We start from the raw sequence: 20,050 nt of genomic DNA on the forward strand, positions 1-20,050 counted from the left end.
CCCACCAGGGCCCGGTCCCTCAGGCTTTGAGACTGAAAGGACAGAACCCCTTCCTCGGGCCCGCCACATCGGGATGTTCCCGGCAGACCCTGGGCCTCATGTCATAAATTGAACAGAGTTTCCTTTCATCCAGAAAAATGCACTCGCCCTTGGCCGTTTGTTCAAGGACAAATTTTCCCGTTCTGATGTTATATCGTTTTATAATTCCCTGCTTTTTAAGAGACTTAACCAGCCCCTTCATGTCATGCTGCGTTTCCCAGAGAGAAGCATATCCGCAATTAATCATATCCTCGGCATTTACTTCCACAATGAGTGTGCAGCAGCGGGCTGCACAACGGGAACACATGCCCTTGTTGTACCGGCTCCAGGTGCGGGTATCATCAATACCCGCACCTTTTATAATGGTGGTTGTTTTTGCCGCGGAATTCATTGTCTGCATACTCCCGGTTCCCATATGTACGGTTTTCTTTTACATAAAAAAAGTGAGTATTAAAAAGAGGGGGCAAATTTGACAAGAAAAAAATGCGGGCTGGAATTATTCAGTGTATGGGGCAGCGGCTATACCCAGACCTCACCTTCTTTTCCGGTGATAGGCAATCTCAATAATACGTTTAACCTTTTCATTGATTGCCGAGGGGTTGATATCACAGGCCTGGCCTATAAAATGTACGGCATTGCGAAAATCGCCGTCCTTGTAAGCGTATTTGGCCATGAGATAATAAATACGGTCAAAGGCCGGGTCATGGTGTGTGGCTTTTTTCAGAACATGAATAGCATCATGAAAGGCGCCATTCAGGGCATGAATATAGGCGAGATCGATATAGGCATAGACAAATCCCGGGTTAAGATCAATTACATGATTAAGACATTCTTCCGCTTTTTCATAATTGCGGTGATTTATCCACGCCGATGCCATATCGTAGTAATCTTCTGCTTCGATGTACCGGTAGTTATCCATAATCATACCTGCTTATACATATTTGCCCGGTGCCGTTGCCCGTGCTTACCGATTATTAGAACCATGACCGGGGGGAAATGTATCAGAAAAAATAACCGGCACACCGCTTTTTCAACGACACGCCACGGTAAAATCATTGTACCTTTTATGCACTGTACAGAACCTGATGAACCGCTTCAGCAAGCTTTTCTGCCGTATAAGGTTTCTGAAGAAAACCGGACACACCCATATTGATGATGGCACTCACGCGGTCATCCTGACGGAAACCCGAAGAGAGGATTACTTTCACGGAGGGATCAAATGCCTTCAATTCTATAAAGGCCTCCTTCCCTGATTTTTTCGGCATCACCATATCCAGGAGCACCAGGATAATATCATCCCGTTTCTCTTTATAGAGACGCACTCCCTCCTCGCCATCCCCGGCCAGAATCACTTCGTAGCCGCACTCCTCGAGAATGGACTGTGCCGACCGGCGCATAATATCTTCATCGTCAATTACGAGAACAAGCCCCGATCCCCGGGTGAGCTCTCCTGATCCGGGCCTTTCCTTTATCTCGGGAAGGAGCTCAGTTGCGGCAGGAAGATACATGGTGAATGTTGACCCTTCACCGACTTCGGAGTAGAGGTCGATGAATCCCCGATGCTGCCGGACGATATTATACGTCACGGAAAGACCAAGGCCCGTTCCCTTGCCTTTATCCTTTGTGGTAAAAAAAGGATCGAATATTTTTGCAGCCACGGTGGCATCAATCCCCACGCCCGTGTCGCTCACGGAAATGGCCCAGTAGTCCCTGATTTCCGATTCGGGGTGCGTGGCGCAGAAACGGTCATCGGCGAACCTTTTTTGAATATCAACCCTGAGCTCTCCACCCTGTGGTTCTCCCTCCCCCCGCATAAGTGTCATGGCATGGTAGCCGTTTACGCAAAGATTCAGCAGGACCTGTTCCATCTGGGTAAGATCGGCCCTGATCACGGCACTGTCACTGCAGTATTCGGCCGAGACGGTCACTGATTTATCAAAAGAGCTCTGACAGACCTTCAGCACGTGCCGCACCGCCTCGTTCAGGTCCACGGGAACAAGAACCAGTTCCTGCTTCCTCGTGAGTGTAAGAAGCTGCTGCACCATATCCGCAGCTCGCTGTGATGATTCATCGAGGAGAGAGAGATACCGTTCGATGTCAGGCGCATGAACATCCAGTTTCGCAAACTTCACTTTCAGGAGGGAAATAGCGCCGATAATCCCCCCCAGGACATTATTGAAGTCATGGGCCAGGCCGCCCGCCAGGCTTCCCACGGTTTCCATTTTCTGCGCCTGCCTGAGCTGCAGGTCTTTTTTCTCCATTTCGGTCGTATTATCTATGCGTATCACGATACCGCTGCTGCTGCCGTCACCTGCGATGGGGAAAAGCGTCACGTCATGATAGGATATATCGCCTTCATGGAATACTTCGCGACGCAGTTGAACTTCCCTGCCGTCTCGTATTATATTCTCAAAATACTTCTTGTACTTCTTCAGGAGCCCCGTTACTTCCCAGAAAGGCCTTCCCAGGGCGTCGATTGCGGATACGCCCGTCATCGTATGGGCTGCACGGTTCCACTGCGTGATCATGCCATCCCTGCCAACTCCCACCAAGAGCGATGGCATGGAATCGAATACGTTGCCCAGGTAATTGTGCGCCCTCTCCAGTTCTTTCTCAGTTTCCTTCATTTTAGTAATTGCATCATTATAAGTCGTTTCAAGAACTTTCCATTCCGCATAACGGGACTGAAGAACCAGAGACGATGCTGCCTTATTCTTTATGAAACCGAGAAATTCATACAGGGGGGCAAAAAATGATTTATTGAACCAGAATATCCTTATAAAATAAAATCCGATTACAAGAAAAACAAGGGATATAAAATAATATCGGATTATTGACGATGATTCGTGGTACACTTTGTAGGGAGTGAGTATGACGAGATGGAGCTTCAGGCTCTGTATGATCTGTTCAAGATAATGATACCGGACATCATTGATCACCGTCTCCTCATGAGGGCCTCCCCTGAATTCCCAGTAGGGATACTTTTCAGGGGATGAACGGTACAAAACCTGTTTTGAGTCGGCCTTGAGAAGAAGAATAATCGATTCGGAATGGAGCCTTATCAGTCCGGTCCTCTTGATGAGACTGAAGAGGGCTCTGATATCGATCTCCCCCACCATGACCCCCCGGTGATGAGGAAAAATGAAGCTGAATGTTTCCTTACCCGTTATCACCGATGAATACACCGGTGTTACCAGGGGTTTTTGTGTATCCTGAACCTCACGCAGATACCGGGCCATTCCGGTTCCCGAGAGGTCGAGAAAATCCATGGCTCCGCTTTCATTGCGCAGGTAATAAAAATCGCCGATAATCTGGCGTCTGTTCACGTGATAAAGGGCCTGGAGGTATTGAACCCTGGCGAGAAAATTTTTCCTGTCCTGCCACTGTAATCCCGTCCTTTCCACCATTGAAGCGGCAATCTGGAGATTGTTCATTTCACTTAAAATGTAGTTGTCAATACTCCCGATCATGCTGTGGACACGATTCTCCCGCTCCTGATCAAGCTGCATGACAATACGTTCCGTGGCGTTTACATAGATCATGTAGGAGATGAGTATGATAAGAACGATCAGAAGCGCATCAATGATATAGGAGGTTTTTCTCAGTGAGACGTTTCTATTCGATTTTCTCATAGACTCGCCCGCCGTAAGAATAATAGTACAGCCTGCCCTCCAGGTCTCCATATTTGTCGAAGGAAATGGTCCCCATGGTTGTCTGGTATTTACGGAAGAGGATATGACTCTTCAACACCGGCGCTTCGGCCTTCCCTGTTTTTTCCAGGGCGTCGAGCAGTATTTTAGCCATGTCATAGGCGGCCGGGGCGTAATAGCCGGTTAAAGGTCCGAAATGCTTCTCATAGGTATTTTTAAAATTCATGTACCGGGTATTTTCTTCGGACATAAAAGACTGTGAAGGGATAAATACATTTTTATCCGACTTTCCCGCCGCTTCCTCGAAAATGGTGCTCGTTATCCACAGGGTGTTCATGATGCCGATGGCTGGATTTATTTTCCTCACATTCTGGATGATAAGGCCCGCTTCCCTGGATGCTCCACCCGCCAGGATATACACAAAGCCGACTCCTCCCCTGCGCAGTATTTCCAGTCCCTTCGTGATATCCATCCGCCGGGCTGAAAACCGGCTGACAATCAGGGGTCCCTTGAAATAGCGGGAAAATAATTTGAAAGCCGGTTCCGTATAGGCCTTGTTGCTTTCCGTTTCCAGAAAAACCAGGGTCCTGCCCGCGTTCTTTTTATTCAAAAACCAGGCAATATTTTTCTGTTCCTGTTCCAGGTCCATGCTGCCGCGGATAATGTTGTCGTCGTGGCCGCTGATGATCGTCGTAGAGGGACCGATTACACAGTGGAGTTTAACGGGATTCTTCAACACATCGTCATATACCGCGAGAAATGACGTAGAGGTAGTGAGGAATACAACGATATCACATTTATCTGCGATTGACGCATAGGCCTGGCGGGTCTTTTCCGGATCAAAACTGTTGTCGATGGCGAGCAGTTCAATTTCCGGCGACGCGGGATTCACGGCCCTGGACTCCTCATAAGCAAGCTTGATTGCATTGAAACCGAATATGGATGGCTGGGCATTGCTTCCTTCAAAATTGGAAATAACGCCCACGGTATACCCATGCCTGCTTTTCCCGCAGCCGAAAGCCGCAATTGCAGCAATCAGAAAAATAACGCAGCCAATGACATATTTAATTCCTGCCAGTCTTTGCATTGCGGCCCCCATACAATAATAACCATATAATGATATTTATCCCAATTTGGGATATGACTGAATTATACCATCAGGGAACCGATAGTAAAGCATAAAACGGGACAAATGCCTGTTTTCTATGAGAAAAAAGATAAAGGCGCGAAGCAGGATAGAGCCGGCCATGCATCAGCGTTCAGCGGCCCGGCGCATGGAGAGGCTTATGCGCCCCCGTTCCCGGTCCACGGCAATGACCTTCACCAGAACCCGGTCGCCCACGGAAAGAACCTTGTTTATGTCCTTCACATATTCCACCGATATCTCCGAGATATGGACCAGCCCTTTGTCCTTTATCCCCACATCGACGAAGGCGCCGAAGGCCGTGACATTGTCAACTATGCCGTGGAGAATCATGCCGTCGCCGATATCATCAATAGATTTTAACTTCTCGTCAAAGGATACGGGCGTATATTCTTTGCGGGGATCGAGCCCCCTGCTCAGGAGCTCGCCCATGACAGCCTCTGCTTCAGTTATGTGCAGTTGCTTTTTAATATCATCCTTGTTCATTATCTCCGGGCCGGCCACAAGCTCGACAACACTTTTACCGTAATAATGAGCGATCTTTTCAACATCATCGTAGGATTCGGGATGCACACCGGTCCGCTCGATACTGTTATCGCCGTCCATGATGCGCAGAAATCCGGCACACTGCTGGAAGGCCTTGTCACCGATGCCCTTTATTTTCTTCAGTTCCTTCCTGGACCTGATACGGCCGCTTTCCGTGCGGTACTTCACAATCTCCCGCGCCCTGTTTTTATCGAGGCCCGAAACAAAGGCCAGAAGATGATAACCGGCCGTATTGAGATTCACTCCCACCCTGTTCACGGCCCACTCCACGGTCTGGCGGAGCTTTGTCTCCAGGAGCGACGCAGTTATGTCATGCTGATATTGGCCCACGCCGAGAGAACGCGGATCAATCTTGACCAGCTCTGCCAGTGGGTCCTGGAACCTCCGACCGATGGAGATGGCTCCCTTTACCGTCACATCCAGGCCGGGAAACTCTTCCCGGGCCGTTTCACTGGCGCTGTAGACGCTGGCTCCGTCCTCATCAACCAGGGCCGCCACTACTCCCCTTTCCCCGAGCAGATCCCGGATCATGGACCATGTCTCCCGCCCGAAGGTTCCGCTTCCCACGGCAATCCCCTCCACGCCGTATGTCGCCAGCCAGGGGAGAATCTTCCCTGCCTCGGAGGGATTTCCATTGAGCTGCATCGTGAGAAAATCACGGTACACGCCGTTCTTATCGATCACCGCGGCCTTGCACCCCGTGCGGATGCCGGGATCAATGCCGATAACCGCCCTCTCCCCGAATGGTGCGGCCAGGAGTATCTTCTCCAGGTTGCGGGCAAAAATTTCCAGGGACTCCCTTTCGGCCTTTTCCCTTAGTTCCTTCAGTATCTCATTTCCCATGGAGGACAGGAGATGCCTCTCGAGAGATTCCGTTGCGCTCTTCAGGAGGACTTCGCCCCTCTTCCCGAAACAAGCCGTCATAACCGTCCCGGCCAGTTGTTCAGTTCCCACAGCCGATTCCAGTGATACATTGAGAATTCCCTCCTTGCCTCCCCGCAGAACAGCCATGATGCGATGGCTTGCCATGTGCTGCGCCTTTTCAGAAAAATCAAAGTAATCACGGTATTTTTGTCCTTCTTCCTTTTTACCGCGCTTCACCGCGGCCCTTACGCTCCCCTTCTGCAGATCGACGCGCACTATCCGCCGCACATCGGCATTATCGGACACACGCTGGGTCAGAATGTTCATGGCATGCTCAAGGGCTATACCGGGTTCAGCAACGTCCCCGCCGGTAAATTCAGCGGCAAGGGCCAGTACCCGGTCAAGCGACGGGTTTTTCTCCACGATGAGATCAGCCAGGGGTTCCATGCCCAGCTCGATGGCCCGGTCGGCCAGGGTTTTCTTCCGTGGCTTGTAGGGAAGATAAATGTCTTCGAGTTCCGCCATGGTCAGGGCCTTCCTGATCCGCGTATCGAGCTCCGGCGTCAGTTTATCCTGCCCGGTGAGGTACTGGAGAATATATTCCCGACGCTTTTCCAGCTCCGTATGCCTTTCAAAGGATTCCAGTATTGCGCTGATGGCCACCTCGTCAAGGCCGCCGGTCTTCTCTTTTCTATAACGGGCGATGAAAGGGATGGTGCATCCCTCGGTGGAGAGGGCCACTACGGCCTCAGCCTGATTAACTTTCAGTGACAGCTCCAATGCTATTGTCTGCAAAATCAGGCTTTGTTCCATGATATCCCCTTTTATAGTAACATTTATAATCACTGCTGCGAGACGATTCCCGGACTGGAATGCAGTAATTTCCTGATGACAGTTTTATATACTCAAACTGACCTGTCAAATTTATTTAAAAATGACATTCCCCTGGAGAAATACCGGTTGAATTATTACCGGGGATATGTATCATACAATATTAAAATTGTACACCATGATACTCCGGCAATCCCATAAACCGGATACAGGCAGGTAGCAGCGATGAGAATACTGAAAATCACATCCATAGCGGCAGGCATCCCTTTTTTCATTCTTTTTATTTTTCTGCTTATGGGCAGCATCATGGCCCGCTGGCCCGAAGGAAATATTGTTTATAAAAAATATTCCATCCCTGGCAGGCTTGTCATTGCCCATCGCGGTGCCTCATACCTGGCCCCGGAGGAAACGGAACCGGCATACCTGCTTGCCCGCAATATGGGAATCCATTACCTGGAAATGGACGTTCAACGGACCAGGGACAATGTTCTTATATGCTTTCATGACGAGACCCTGTCACGAAATACCAACGTTGCCGAAACCTTTCCCGGCAGGGAAGAAGATCCCGTGGGAAGCTTCACCCTGGCCGAGCTGAAAAAACTCGATGCCGGGACCTGGTTTAACCTTCGTTATCCCGAAAGGGCCGATGATCGCTACAGGGGCCTCCGAATTCTGACTCTGGAGGAAGTCCTGGATATTGCCGAGGGTTCGGGCAGGAAATCGGGCCTCTACATCGAGACCAAGGACGCACACCTCTATCCCGGCATTGAAGAGCAACTCGCATCAGCACTTGCAAAAAGGCGGTGGATACCGGCCCCGGGCGGAAATAAACCCGCCGGAGATTACCTGGTCACTACAGTCACCGGGCAGGAAATTGCGGCGGTCATCTTCCAGTCCTTTGATCTGGACAGCCTGATGAAACTCCAGGCCCTTTCACCGCAGGTGCCGCGTATCTATCTTATAAAGGAAAAAATGAAAGAGACCCAGGGCTGGGACCGGCTTCTTGAAAACGCCCTTTCGGCCCGTTGCGCCGGAGTGGGTCCCGTTGGATATCTGGGCTGGCCCTGGAATACCGCAAAAGCCCATGAAAAAAACCTTCTTGTACATATCTACACAATCAATGAGAACTGGCAATACCGGCTCTTCAGCTGGTTCGGCGCCGACGGGTTCTTCACCAACCGGAGCGACCAGTTGGCCTCCTTCTATGATATTCCCGTCGCAGGGAAGATGTGAAAGGCCGGTCAACCTGAAAATTTTATTGCCATTTTTACTCACCGTATATACTTGTCCCATCATACAAATGGAGATAATGTAATGATCCGTCCCTGCAATGAAGCCGATTTCGAGACAATGCTTCTGGTCATTAACGATTCCGCGCAGGCATACCGCGGCGTCATCCCCCCGGACCGGTATCATATACCCTACATGACCGCAGACTACCTCCGCGCTGAAATCGACAGCGGTGTTATGTTCTATGGATATGACAAAGAAAATAATCTTCTCGGGGTGATGGGGATACAGCATGTCCGCGATGTCACGCTTCTGCGGCACGCTTATGTTCTCACGGAAAAAAGAGGCTGCGGGATAGGTTCAGAACTTCTGCAATTTCTGGTTCAACGGACGGAACGGCCCACTCTTATCGGGACCTGGTCTGCGGCGGTATGGGCCGTACGTTTTTACGAAAAACACGGCTTCACCTTGGTGACTGAAGAGGAAAAAAACAGGCTGCTCACAGCATACTGGTCCCTTCCGGACCGGCAGGTGGAGACATCGGTGGTGCTGGCCGATAACCGGTATTTCAGTTCGATGCGGAGTAAGTGATATTTAATTATGTGGATCCAGTGACGTCTGCCAGTTAGACTCCGTTCCGGTAAGTTCACTGTTACTACCGCTGAAGTCAGCTATTTCTGTATCGGTACCTGAATCAACATAAAAATCAACGTTCATGGCAGTGCCGTTGATGGTCATAGCTCCCGAATTCAAGAGACCGCCGGCATTGCGCGTTATGGAATTATAGGAAGTCGGATTGGATGTATTATATGTGGAAGCGATGACCACCGCTCCTCCCGACTCGTCGGTTTCCAGCGTTCCGTTTACCGATAGAATTATATCACCGCTATCAGGTTCGTACTGCCGATATCGGAAGCCGCTGAGATAGCGGTAACTCTTTCTTTCAACCTCTTCGGCGGTCGTATAAGCAGTTCTAAAACTACCGGTCACCGTATAATCACGGTTATCGTTATCTGACAGGGTGACTCCCTCTTCCCAGTACAGACTATCAGGAAGAATCCCCCGGTTATAGTCTTCACTCACGGAGTAGTTTATCTCCCACCCGCCGTACGAAACATCTACCGATGCTTCGTCATAAGAGGCCTGAAGAGTATCGGCGGCTGAAATCGATACGGAGGTGATTTCGAATCTCTTTACTTCATAGTCAACGTTTAATTCAAACTCTCCCTGCAGTTTCACGGTTATATCGGAGGAAGAGGCTCCCGTATATATGCAGTCGCAGGAATCGGGGATAAACTCATTGACATCGATGACAAGGCTGCCATTGAAGGTGTATATTAAATTCCATTGATCCCAAAGTGTATCAAACCAGGCTTTCATGGTCAATGTCGTACGGTAGAGCAGTTCATCATCGGTATCATGTTCCTCGTCGATCACATCTATTTCCTTACCGTCTACCAGCAGATCATAATATTCCGACAGCTCAAGTCCTGTTACCATTGAATCAGCCATCTCCATGGAGACCCTGTTGAGATCATCTATCATCACTTTGTAGAGTACAGGGACATCATTGCCTGAACCCGGAGACTCCGATGCTATTCCGGCGTAGGCAGCGAAGAGAATATCCTTATATTGACCGAGACTGTTGAGAGTGACCGTTTTTTCAACCGTTATGGTTACATTATCAACGGCAGTCTGGCCGCTGTCGTCGGTAACGGTAAGGTGCAGGTCGATTGTATCACCATCATCAGCATTTGTGGGAATTAGCAGGACCGGACTGGCAACATCGTCGCGGGACAGAAGAGGTGAGGTGACACTTCTGGTATTCCAGGAAGAATCGGTAACGGCCCATTTATACAGAACCACCTTTCCATCGGGATCATAGGAATAGGATCCGTCAAGGTACACCAGTGCGCCGGGGATCGTCGTCTGATCGCTGCCGGCCAGGGCCACGGGGGCAATTTTACTCTTCTCTTCCGCCAGCGGATCGGAAAAGCAGGACGCAGATATCATGGCAACACATAATAACATTATATTTAAAAACAAAGACGATGCGGTTATTTTCATTTTCCGTTTCATCACTTATCCACCGGATCGACATAGAATTTTTTTATCCACCAGTCGTTGTTGCTGACGGGGTCGCTGCTGCTGAGAAGATTGCTGCCGTAACCCGCTGCATAGAGAGAGTCACCATAGGCACAGAGGGCCAGAACAGCGTCGTCTCCCGCCGAAGAAGACCCGTCGTACATGACCTCCCACAAATCGGAAGCATAGTCGCCTGCGGGATTCAATCTTCTGACCCACCAGTCATAATCACTCTGCCCCCCCACGATATTCTTGCCGTATCCGGCTGCAAAGACATTACCGTCACCATCAACAGATAAAGCCCTTGCGGCACTTTCCGTTTCCCAGATAGATTCGCGCTGCCAGTCTATAGAAACCTCACCATTATCTGTATCAATTCTACTTATAGCCCAGTCACTACCCTTTTTTCCTGCACAATACAGATTTCCCGAAGCATCAAGGGCAATGTCATACAACATATCACTGAAAGAATCATCGGTTTCTGTTTCCGAACCAATGATTGCATACCATTGCTCCACGCCGGAACTGTCGAATTTCTTCACCCACCAGTCTTCCCTGCTGGATTCTTCAAAGGTTACTTCGGAATACCTCACAAGCCCATAGGCGTATCCAGCCACATAGATATCTCCTGATGCACTGTCCACACTGATTGCTGTTGCGCAATCACGCCTGATAGAATTTGTATGAAGTTGCGTATTAAATACAGTCGCATCTTCAACTCCGTCCGACCCGTATTTTTTAATCCAAAAGATACTGCTGCTGTTATATTCATCTGTGCTGTATCCGGTTATATAGATAGTATCACCCGGTCCTACGACAATGCCCCCGGGATAATCATATATATACTCTGCACTACCGCTTATATTTCCTATTTTCTTGTTCCACACTGGATCTTCCACACCGGCACTGTTGTATTTTCTGATATGAACATAATCCTCGGTAAAGTCTTCTGACGAACTAAGCCCCAGAACATACAGGTTATTGCCTGAATCGACGGCCAGAGCGATTACCTCTTCAAGGTCTCCATCGATATCCAGTTTTTTATCCCAACCCTGGTCATCGCCAATTTCTGCTCCCAGACTGCTGAATTTCTTAATCCACCAGTCCATGCCTGAATCCGTATTGGCCACATTCGTTCCGAAGCCAGCTGCATAAACATTACCCAGACTGTCAACGGCCAGCGCCTTCACACTATCATAACCACCATCACCGTCAAAACGCAGATTCCAGGTTTCATCCTCAATAATCTGATTACATCTTCCGGTTACATCGATGAGAAAGGCAGCATCATCGCCATCGCTATTGAAGATACAAAATGTATTATCCACGCTGTCAGTCTCTTCTTCTGACTCAAAGATTATTGAGACCATGACACTCTCACCCTGTTGCAGTTCCATAGGGAGTTCAATATCATCCAGACCATCAACGGTGAAAAGAGATTCTTCGTCAAACATGAACATATCGTGTATGGTGAGAGGACCTATCCCGGCATTTTCGATGAGGAACTGAACTGATCTTTCCTGGGCAAGAGGGATGTTCCCGAAATCATACTGTGATCCGGAGAGAAACTCCTCCCCCTCCTGTGTTACAGAAATTTCGGGCATGAGAGGATCGGTCCAGGTAAATGGATTATCATCTCCGCCGCCGCTTCCGCCGCAGGCCGAGAAGATGAAGGCGATCAGTATGATGAGATGAAAACAGAATAACTTTTTTATTCTCTGGTTGATTAACGACGGGTACAACATATTGCTGTGCCCCCTTTTTTTTTAAAAAAAATAAAGGCCCTTTTCCGACGGTCTGTGCCGGCAGGAAAGGGCCGTCTATTATATGTCAATCGAGGATATTTTTATATGTCAAATCCAAGTATGAGACGGGCAATGATATAATTGTTTTCAAAATCATTACCCACGAATTCCACTTTGGGAGACGCACCGTACAAATCAATGGCCGGTATGTCCTGATCCATGGTGAGCGAGAGCGTATCGTTGATGAGCATCTGCGCCACGGATTTAATCGTGGAAACGAAAGCATCGCCCACACCGGCATTGATGTCGGTGCAGTACAGGAGCTTCAGATCGACATCACTGAGAGTGAAATCGGCCCGCGCCTCGAGCTTTCTCATGTCTTCACTGAGAACCAGGTTTACCACCGCATCGGCGTCAACACCGACCCTGGCGTCCATGGGCGAGGAGAAAGGCGTGAGCTTCAGACTCTTGATATTGAGCACCAGGTTGGCGATCTTGAACCGTCCGAATTTCTGGAAATCCTCGCTTATTATGGCTTCCTCATTAAAATCAGCAACAGGCGGCGTGTTGATCTGAACCGTCACTTTCAGGTCCTCGTTATACAGCGCCAGATCCGGCATATCCTTTTTAAGTTTTTCCGTGATGTCCAGGTTCATAAGCATGCCGGACTGAACCAGTATAAAGGCCGCCTGGTTGACGAAATCGTCGGAAACGGCCACAAGAACATTCTCATCGCCGGTAAGGGCGTAGTCAGGCATGGCGTCGCCGGGAGTGGAGATGAAGCGATCCACGCCGGGATTGAGAGCCGCGCTCCAGTCCACGAGAGACATGGCAATTCCCAGGTCAATCTTCATCTGGTCGTTCGTCGAGGTGAAGATGGGATTGGCATTCATGGGCCATACGCCCAGGTGCATACCCATGATATCGGCCCCCAGGCTTCCCGCATCCATAATGGGGATATCGATGGGGATGTGCTTGAGTACGAATTCAACGACATCGATAACAATGCCCATGAGCCATGATGGAATGCTTAAAATGCCGTATTCCACATTCGCCCGTGGTATATCGATCGAGCAATTGGAAAAATCAAGCTTTGCACATATCTTGTTTTCCGAGTTGATATGGAGCTGTATTTTAAGATTTGTCACGTTGACGGCGGCCGCATACACCGTGAAGTGAGGAAAGCCCGTCAGCCACCAGTCGTGGTATCCCTGGACAAAAATGGCACTCTCGCCGCCGCGGGGATTTACACCGCTTTCGGGCGCCATGGTCAGTGTGGCGCCGATATTGTTGCCGTTCTGGAGATCAACGCCCAGGGAGACCTTGCCGAAATTGATAAAGCCCTGTTTGTTGCCGCCCACATTATTATCATTGTCAATTACTATACTGCCGAGCCCATCGACGGGAACATCGAGAGGAAGAAGTTTTGTATTTCCCAAAAGCGGATCGGGAGTGCCTGAACCGTACACTGGATCGTCATATCCATACACCAGATCGTATTTTACCGTGTTGATCACCCTGGCTATGACTATGGCCAGCGTATCCATGATGTCCTGCGTAAGAAGGGCGCCGATAGCGTCGTCCACCACACCGGGATCTCCCGCTCTCACTGTTGTACCCATGGTAAAGGAAATGCGCTCCAGGTTTGATATACCCTCGGCATCGAGAACCTCAAAAGTACAGGTGGAATGGACTTTATCCTGATCGAGTGTGAATGTATAGGAAAACTCTCCCGTCGTCTCATCGAAGGCCAGGTTCTCACCCAGGATGCTGTTGCCCACATAGAGTTTTTCCACGGGAACTTCCACGACAAGTCCGTCGTCATCGACGGTCTCTCCCGGGATGACACGGCCCGTGATAACCACCGATTCCGTTCCCGGGGCATACACCGTGGCGTTGCCGGGACTGATAAACTCAATGGAAGCCGGAGTATAGTTCTGATCAAAATTACCGCAACCCGTAGTTACATACGGCAGTGCCAGTACAAGTGCCAGGAAACATATGTGCACAAAACCCTTTCTCATCATGATTGCCCCCCAATCTGCAAGTTTTTCTAAAATAGCCTCTGAACAGAAATAACGTTACTGTTCCCTCAATTATTCAGTAAAATGACAAGTACGCTATCCGGTTTTAAAATTTATTTTTATACAATATTATAATACGTCCGGACGGTTTATTTTAAAACAGGGATATAAATCTGTCAATATTTTTTTCATCATTAAATATGCTCTTTCACATTTTTTCACGTATTTGTCATGGTTTTACCGACAAATTTAAATTGCAATTATCATCAAAATCCCCCATTGTTCAGTTATTATGGATCATGAAAACACCATGGCGAAGCCTGATAATTTTTTTGGACGACAGGCCAAAAAAATTATTGCCGGCAAAATATATAAACATTTCATTGGTATATGTAAATACGTATTTTCATTATCATTTAAAAGTGATTTGGACACTTGCAATATGTACCAGGAACGACTCAACCTATTACATGAATTCACCGCCCTCTCCTTCGGCAGACCATTACTTGCCAGCGAAGAGAGGGCTTTCTACGATGCCTTCAACCGACACATGATCGACCTGGTATATTCCCTGCCCGTGTCGATGCAGACCGAGTCCCTCCTCTTTCTCATGCAGTATGCGGGGATGCGGATCGGCGAAAAACTTGATCTCTTCAGGAACTATCATTCGCCGTCATGGTCCTTCCTGTACTGGATCGGCCATGCCGAAAAGGTATCCCGCCGCCTGACACCGGACGAAATGGAATGCGCCGCCGGGGCCCAGGCCATGGCCATGTTTCTTCACTCCCTGGACGATCATATCCATGACGGCTCCATGACCCCGTCGCACCTGCTCCTGCTGCTGAGAAGCCAGGCCTGGCTTCTCATGAAGGAAAAGCTGATACGTTTCACCGGCGGCAATGCCGTGGACCGGGCAACCATCGACGACTTCATCAACACCTATTATGAGGGGATAAGCAGCAGGGCAACCCTTTCAGGGCTCGACGAATACTGCCGCCTCTTCCGCCGTCAGATGGCCACCTGGACCCTGATACCCTACCTGGCAAGCCTGAAGCGCTACCGCGACCGCAGTTTCGCCGACGACATCAAAGAGGCCTATGAATGTTTCGGCATCGCCTGGCGGCTCCTCGACGACATCAATGACGTAGAAGAGGACATGCACAACCATGAGCACAGCGCCGTGTACTACCTGCTTCCCCGCCAGTGGCAGATCCTCTGGGACTCCCACGAGACCGTGCGCGATATAAACGAGCTCATGCTTCACATCCACGCCGCCGATACGATCGACACCCTTATTCTCACCGCCGAAAAATATCTTCTCAGGGCGGAAACCATCGTCCGTGACCGGGGCATGACAGAACTGGCCGATGAACTCATGACGCTCCGCGGGCCCCTGGCCCTGTGGCTCCATGACCGCCCATGAACCGGATCAGGCATAATCTAACCGGGGAAGCCGTTTCCATTGAAATAAGCACGCGCTGCAACAGCTCCTGTTCGCACTGCTTCGCCCGGGCCGGACGCGGGCGGGATTTCTCCCTGGACCATGATACCGCGGCGGCCATACTCCGCGAGGCCTTCACCCTGGGATACCACCGCCTTCACATAACGGGTGGTGAACCCTTTCTCTATGAATCGATACTGGAACTGCTGGATGAGGCTTTCTCAACAGGATATGAAACCGTTTTCATCAACACCAACGGGACTCTGCTCAGCGATTCCCTGTGCAGTGTGCTGGCGGGATACGGCCCCGGCCTGTCTCTTTCCGTGAGCCTCCAGGGCCCCCGGGAGCTGCACGATACTGTACGCGGTCCAGGATCATGGGACAGGGCCGCCGCGGGCATCGGGAACCTCCTGAACCGTTCCATCAAGACCGCCGTGTATACAGCCACGGGCCGTTCGCTCCTCCCGGGGCTTTCCCGTTTCGTTGCCGATATCTTTAAGCGGTTCAGCGCCATTGAGTACCTTGCCTTCATCCAGATGATCCGTGTCGCCGGGGACGCGCTCGATCTTTCCCGCGAGGTACTGCGGCCTGAAGATTTCATTTCCCTGGTAAAAACGACGGCGCTCCTGGACCTGGGAGGATACGGGGTCACCATACTGGAAAATCCCCTGGCAGCCGTGACGGCCCGTTGCCTCGGTATGCCCTGGCTGCCCGTGGAACCGCACCTGCACCGCAGTGGACGCCTGGTCATCATGGCCGACCGCAATGTAACCCTGGCCCATTCCACGCGGGAATCCTTCGGAGAGTACCGGCGGGGTCTGCTTGAAGAGATACTGGTCTCGGGAGAATACGACACAGCCGTGGGTCCTGATGAAAAAACATGCCCCTCGTGCCGTCACAATGATTTATGCGTGAAATGCGGCCTGGTTCGGCCTTCAGAATGGTATCGCGACATGAACCCGGAGATTCCCTACTGCATGAGGGTGATGGACCTGGCCTGCGCGGAAACGGTGTCCGATACGCAGGGCGAATCATGACCCACCGGCTTCAGGAAAGGCGTCGCACCACCATGAGGGTGATATCATCGTCATCGAGACGGTTCTTTTTATAGTCGCCTTTCATGTCGATAATTATGTCCCGGCACATGGCCTCCACATTATCCCCGACGGCGTTTTTCCCGATGGTTTCCCGGAGATAGCTCTCTCCTTTTATAATACGCCTGTTATCATGTTCCGAAGCGGGCCTTCCCGCATAGCCCTCAATGAGGCCGTCGGTGAACAAAAAGAGCGTCGATCCCGGCGGAAAATCACACGTTATCTCGTGATATTCCAGGTTGTTCATCATACCGATGATGGGCCGCCGAGTCCACAGGTCTTTAATTTCACCGCCGGGCAGGGTGCAGTACTGCTTCGGGTGGCCCGCCGAGGCCACGGTGAGTGTACCGGCGTGCAGATCTATGTCGGCCAGGCAGCAGGTGAATACGATATGATAGGGGGCCTGCTCCATGCAGAACCGGTTGTTGAGCTGCTCCATGAGCCGGGCCGGTGAGAGGTCTTCGCGCTTCAACAGGTTGTATTCCGAAAGTATCGTTATGAGATTCATGGATGCGTTGATGCCGTGCCCCGTGGCGTCTGCCATGAAAAAGCGTACGCGGCCGTCAGGCAGTTCCTCCATGTCATAGAGATCACCGCCGATAGTGATGAGGGGATCGTAGTGGAGACAGGCGGCGACCCTGTCCGTTCGCAGTTCTCGGTTCATCATTTTTTCCAGGAAATTCTGTGAAAGGACCAGGTCCTTGGCGATTATATTCTCCCAGTCCCGGAGCTTCCGCACCGTGTCGCTGAAAAGGCGGCTCCTCTCCAGGGGTGACGGCGCGTCATGATTGTTTCCCTCCAGGTCACGGTTGACATGGCGCTCCGTATCGAAAAAATGCTTCATGACCAGCTGGTTTTCCACGCGCACCAGGAGCTCCCGGGGATTGAAGGGCTTGGTAAGATAATCGTTGCACCCGAAGATGAATCCCTTCACCATGTCTTCCATCTGGTTGCGCGCCGTTACCATGATGACGGGAAGGAACTCCTCGCGGTACCGGCTCCGAAGCTGCATCATGACGTCATAGCCGCTCATGCCGGGCAGCATGAGGTCCAGAAGAATGCACTGGGGCCTCTGCCGTGCAATTATTTCCAGGGCCTCGGGTCCGGTGCGGGCCGTAGCGGTCGTATATCCCTCTTCGGCCAGAATGCGCTGCAGTATTTTGAGATTCACGGGATCATCGTCGACGAGGAGCACCGTATCGCCGCCCCCACCGGCGCTTCGGGCGTCAATGTCGGATATTTCCTGCATGATCTTCGCCTGGTTCATTCCCGGGTCAATGATCACGGAAGGCAGAGTCTCGGCCTGCTCCATTTTCCTGCGTGATATGCCGGCCATGTTCCGCGGCGGTTCCAGGGGAATAAAGACATGAAAATCGCTCCCCAGGCCCGGTTCGCTGCCGGCCCATATCCTGCCGCCGTGGAGCTCCACGAGATGACGGGCGATGGCCAGTCCCAGGCCCGTGCCTCCGCTCTCGCGGGAATCGGCATCGTCGGCCTGTTCATAGGGATTCCAGATGCGCTCCAGTTTTTCCCGGCTGATGCCCTTTCCCGTGTCGCTCACAGTTATGTGCACGCCGCCCTCTTCGGGAACGGCTGAAACGGTGACGGACCCCGTCGCGGTGAACTTTATAGCATTGCCTATGAGATTCAGGAGAACCTGTTCTATGCGCTCTTTGTCGCCCATAATGGCCGGCAGGTCCGGTGCCAGTTCATATTTCAGCTCCAGGGACTTCTCCCCCAGAAGGCCCCGCGACAATGACACCAGGGAGGGAATGACCGTGTCAAGGCGCACCTCGCCGAGAAAGAGGTCCACGCGACCGGCGCGGATCTTGCTGAAGTCCAGTATTTCCTCCACGAGGCGGTTCAGCCTCTGGGCGCTCGATTCGATGAGCAGGAGGTCCTCCATCTGCTGTTCCGTGACCGGTCCGCTCCCCCGGGACTGCAGGGACTGGGTCAGGCCGATGATGCCGTGCAGGGGCGTACGCAGCTCATGTGAGGTCGTGGCGAGAAACTCGTCCTTCATTTTATCCATGACCAGCAGCTCGCCATGGGCCGTTTCCAGGTCCGTGTGGACCTGGGCGAAACGCGAGGCCAGGACCCATGCGAAGACCAGGGTCATGGCGAAGAAGCCTTCTATAAGAACAGCTTCACTTTTAATGATGTCCATGAATGTGAGAATACTGTAGGCATAACCGGCAGTTAAAAGGAAAAACCCCATGAAGGTCATGCCCGCATAAGGCTTTTTGTCCCTCATGGACTTGATGCATATGATATTTCCGTACACAAGCAGCATCAATGAAATAAAAATGAAAGGGAAGTATATATATTTTGTAAAATACTCTATCTGATTAAAAACAATATATTCGATCACTATCCACAACGACATGAAAGCATACAAGCCGGTAAATAGTTTTTCAATAATATTGCTCTTGATGGACAAAAAAGAATGGATAAACTGAAGCAACATCACCGAGGCAAGAAAAGAACATATATATGTCGTAAAAAGATATACGGAGTAATAATCGATAAGCCAGAGAATGAGTCCCTTGTAACCCCCGATCCATAATCCCAGTGAAAGGGAAAGAATGGAGAAGTAAAGATAGTACTTGTCCTTGCGGCGATTCCAGTAGATGATGAGAAAATAAATCGACAAAAATAGATTGATGACTGTCAGTGTGGCAAAGCGAAACAGATAATACAACCATTCCCGTTTTATTTCACCGAATCCGCCGATCCGCATTGAACCATCAAAACCGCCATCGGAACTCAAGGTTCCTGTTTTTATCAGCAACACATTATTGCCGGGCCTGATGATCATGGCCGGTATCTTTATCAGATCAGGTTTGCCTACAATTAGTGGTGAGTCCCCCCTTTCATTAAAAGGACGCGTTTCATATATGAGTGTACGATTGAAGAAAAACTGTGCCCCTCGGTAATGCACAGGGACAAGCAGAGACAGATTCTGTAAATTATTGTTGATAATGCAATTGAGCCCATACCATGCGATTCCATGGTATTCACTAAATTGTGGATAACTTGTCCAGGATAAGTTGTTGCTGATAGCATCCCATCCAGAAAAATCACCGGCCATTTCTCCTGCACTGATATGCTTTTTGTTTTTAAAATACCACTTACCAGATAAAGTAATTGTCGCAGTATCATCGATAGTTATTTTTCCATCACTTGTTTGTGCTGACGCTGATTGGCCTGCCAGTATTAAAACAGCAGATACAGTGATAATTATTTTTTGGAATAACATCATATTGCTTATTGTCAACAACAACCATGTGAAGAAAAACTGATATCATTCTGAAATTTTCAGAATGTTCTATCTACAAATTTAGCCGGTCTATTGTA

The 20,050-nt window shown here is 50.2% G+C and carries 13 protein-coding genes; 4 read left to right on the forward strand and 9 right to left on the reverse strand.

The window, feature by feature from the left end; all coding sequences use genetic code 11:
- Positions 1–19: 19 nt before the first annotated feature.
- The 5 genes from CVV44_06500 to CVV44_06520 all read right to left on the reverse strand — a co-directional run bounded on the left by CVV44_06500 (position 20) and on the right by CVV44_06520 (position 7,056).
- Positions 20–454 (reverse strand): Fe-S-oxidoreductase, encoded by a 435-nt coding sequence (locus CVV44_06500; protein ID PKL39866.1) that lies wholly within the window; start codon positions 452–454, stop codon positions 20–22.
- Between the two features lie 117 nt (positions 455–571).
- A complete protein-coding gene (locus CVV44_06505; GenBank protein PKL39867.1) occupies positions 572–958 on the reverse strand; it encodes a hypothetical protein in 387 nt (128 codons plus the stop codon).
- A 145-nt stretch (positions 959–1,103) separates the two neighbouring features.
- Complete coding sequence (locus CVV44_06510; GenBank protein PKL39868.1) at positions 1,104–3,722, reverse strand: hypothetical protein; 2,619 nt, start codon at positions 3,720–3,722, stop codon at positions 1,104–1,106.
- Positions 3,655–4,788 carry a hypothetical protein gene (locus CVV44_06515; GenBank protein PKL39869.1) on the reverse strand — a complete coding sequence of 378 codons (1,134 nt, stop codon included), beginning with the start codon at positions 4,786–4,788 and terminating at the stop codon, positions 3,655–3,657. The genes CVV44_06510 and CVV44_06515 overlap by 68 nt, the downstream gene beginning before the upstream one ends.
- 153 nt (positions 4,789–4,941) lie before the next feature.
- Positions 4,942–7,056 carry an RNA-binding transcriptional accessory protein gene (locus tag CVV44_06520; GenBank protein PKL39870.1) on the reverse strand — a complete coding sequence of 705 codons (2,115 nt, stop codon included), beginning with the start codon at positions 7,054–7,056 and terminating at the stop codon, positions 4,942–4,944.
- Between the two features lie 243 nt (positions 7,057–7,299).
- Between CVV44_06520 and CVV44_06525 the strand changes: the two genes are divergently transcribed.
- The gene (locus tag CVV44_06525; protein ID PKL39871.1) at positions 7,300–8,307 is read left to right on the forward strand and encodes a glycerophosphodiester phosphodiesterase; all 1,008 of its coding nucleotides are present in this window, start codon (positions 7,300–7,302) and stop codon (positions 8,305–8,307) included.
- Positions 8,308–8,388: 81 nt separating this feature from the next.
- Positions 8,389–8,895 (forward strand): GNAT family N-acetyltransferase, encoded by a 507-nt coding sequence (locus tag CVV44_06530; protein PKL39872.1) that lies wholly within the window; start codon positions 8,389–8,391, stop codon positions 8,893–8,895.
- 3 nt (positions 8,896–8,898) lie between these two features.
- Here CVV44_06530 and CVV44_06535 read toward each other — a convergent pair whose 3' ends face one another.
- The 3 genes from CVV44_06535 to CVV44_06545 form a co-directional block, all read right to left on the reverse strand.
- Positions 8,899–10,383, reverse strand: a complete 1,485-nt coding sequence (locus CVV44_06535; protein PKL39873.1) for a hypothetical protein — start codon at positions 10,381–10,383, stop codon at positions 8,899–8,901.
- Complete coding sequence (locus tag CVV44_06540; GenBank protein ID PKL39874.1) at positions 10,383–12,134, reverse strand: hypothetical protein; 1,752 nt, start codon at positions 12,132–12,134, stop codon at positions 10,383–10,385. The genes CVV44_06535 and CVV44_06540 overlap by 1 nt, the downstream gene beginning before the upstream one ends.
- Before the next feature lie 101 nt (positions 12,135–12,235).
- A complete protein-coding gene (locus CVV44_06545; protein ID PKL39875.1) occupies positions 12,236–14,161 on the reverse strand; it encodes a hypothetical protein in 1,926 nt (641 codons plus the stop codon).
- Between the two features lie 307 nt (positions 14,162–14,468).
- Here CVV44_06545 and CVV44_06550 point away from each other — a divergent pair, with 307 nt between their 5' ends.
- Both CVV44_06550 and CVV44_06555 read left to right on the forward strand, forming a co-directional pair.
- The gene (locus CVV44_06550) at positions 14,469–15,581 is read left to right on the forward strand and encodes a hypothetical protein (GenBank protein ID PKL39876.1); all 1,113 of its coding nucleotides are present in this window, start codon (positions 14,469–14,471) and stop codon (positions 15,579–15,581) included.
- Positions 15,578–16,636, forward strand: coding sequence for a hypothetical protein (locus tag CVV44_06555; protein ID PKL39877.1), 1,059 nt, complete (start codon positions 15,578–15,580; stop codon positions 16,634–16,636). Before CVV44_06550 ends, CVV44_06555 begins: the two co-directional genes overlap by 4 nt.
- Before the next feature lie 10 nt (positions 16,637–16,646).
- Here the strand turns inward: CVV44_06555 and CVV44_06560 are convergent, their stop codons facing one another.
- Positions 16,647–19,955, reverse strand: coding sequence for a hypothetical protein (locus tag CVV44_06560; GenBank protein PKL39878.1), 3,309 nt, complete (start codon positions 19,953–19,955; stop codon positions 16,647–16,649).
- Positions 19,956–20,050 lie beyond the last annotated feature (95 nt).

The organism is Spirochaetae bacterium HGW-Spirochaetae-1 (genome assembly GCA_002839375.1).
In the GTDB taxonomy this organism is placed as follows: domain Bacteria; phylum Spirochaetota; class UBA4802; order UBA4802; family UBA5550; genus PGXY01.